Source organism: Ligilactobacillus sp. LYQ139, assembly GCF_045033025.1.
Taxonomy (GTDB): domain Bacteria; phylum Bacillota; class Bacilli; order Lactobacillales; family Lactobacillaceae; genus Ligilactobacillus.
The window spans coordinates 1-1002 of the sequence record NZ_JBJFZW010000021.1 but is presented as its reverse complement, the minus strand read 5'-3'; the positions used below and the strand labels follow the sequence as shown (position 1 = coordinate 1002).

The following is a 1002-nucleotide window of genomic DNA, read 5'->3' as shown; positions in this document are numbered from 1 at the left end:
AGACCGTGATCCCGGAAATGAAGGAAGGGATGCAAAAGCAACTGCAAGGGGATCTGGATAGTCAGGCGGCCAAGATTAGCCAGCAGTTGAGCACTTATGAGCAGCAAAAAGCGGCTTATGATAAAGCTCGTAGTGATACGTATAACGCTATGGGCGATACAATCTCTGGTGATGATTTTGATGCAGCGCGTCCGGTTGGTCTAGTTAATTCTGGGATTAATAATACGCAAGGAGTACCTGCCGAGGATAGCTTACAGCATGCTGGTAATCATGTAATTTATTGTACTCAACCATATGGAGTTGGCCCAGGCGTTGACGGCACTCCAGATCATGTTACCTTAAATACGGGTATTCAAGGGAACGCTGATCAACAGCGGACAATTGCTGGAATTTTATATTTAGGTAAAGGTGGCCCGGGGGACAACGGAACGTATTCAGAAATGGATACGCATTTCGCTCTATCATATTACCTGTATCATAATAATCTGGCCAATATTAAAAATTGGGAGAATCAAAATGAGGGTGTAACAGATCAAATTGCAGATAAGTGGTTACACTATGGTAAAGTACAGCAGTTATTAAATGCCGCAGGAAATTGGGATAAAGATGGTACGATTATGTACCGGTTATACTCTGGACATGCAGATAATGAGGATCATGGTAATCACGTAGCTGGGAGTCGAGGCTCACAACTATTGGTTGCTGGAAACTTTGCAAAGTCTCCAGTAGCACCGCAAGTACCACATTTCATGTACCACGAAGATAAGTTGTACACGGATACGCCTAAGGCTATCAAGAAGGTCACGAATGACGAAGGCTTTAACGTCAACGGTAAGAAACTTATGCGGGGTGATAAGGCAAACTACAAGCTGACCTGGGATCTTTCCGGTGATAAGGGCTTAGACATTACGCCGGGTATGAAGGTTGCCGGATTAAGCATTTCTGATACCTTGCCAGCACAAGTTGGTTTAGATGCCAACGGCATTACGATTACCGATGGAA

At 44.3% G+C, this 1002-nt stretch carries 1 protein-coding gene; it reads left to right on the top strand.

Annotated elements, in window-relative coordinates; translation table 11 throughout:
* Positions 1-29: 29 nt before the first annotated feature.
* Positions 30-1002, top strand: a 973-nt coding sequence (locus ACI3E1_RS07875; RefSeq protein ID WP_405025102.1) for an SspB-related isopeptide-forming adhesin, incomplete at its 3' end; no start/stop codon positions are given.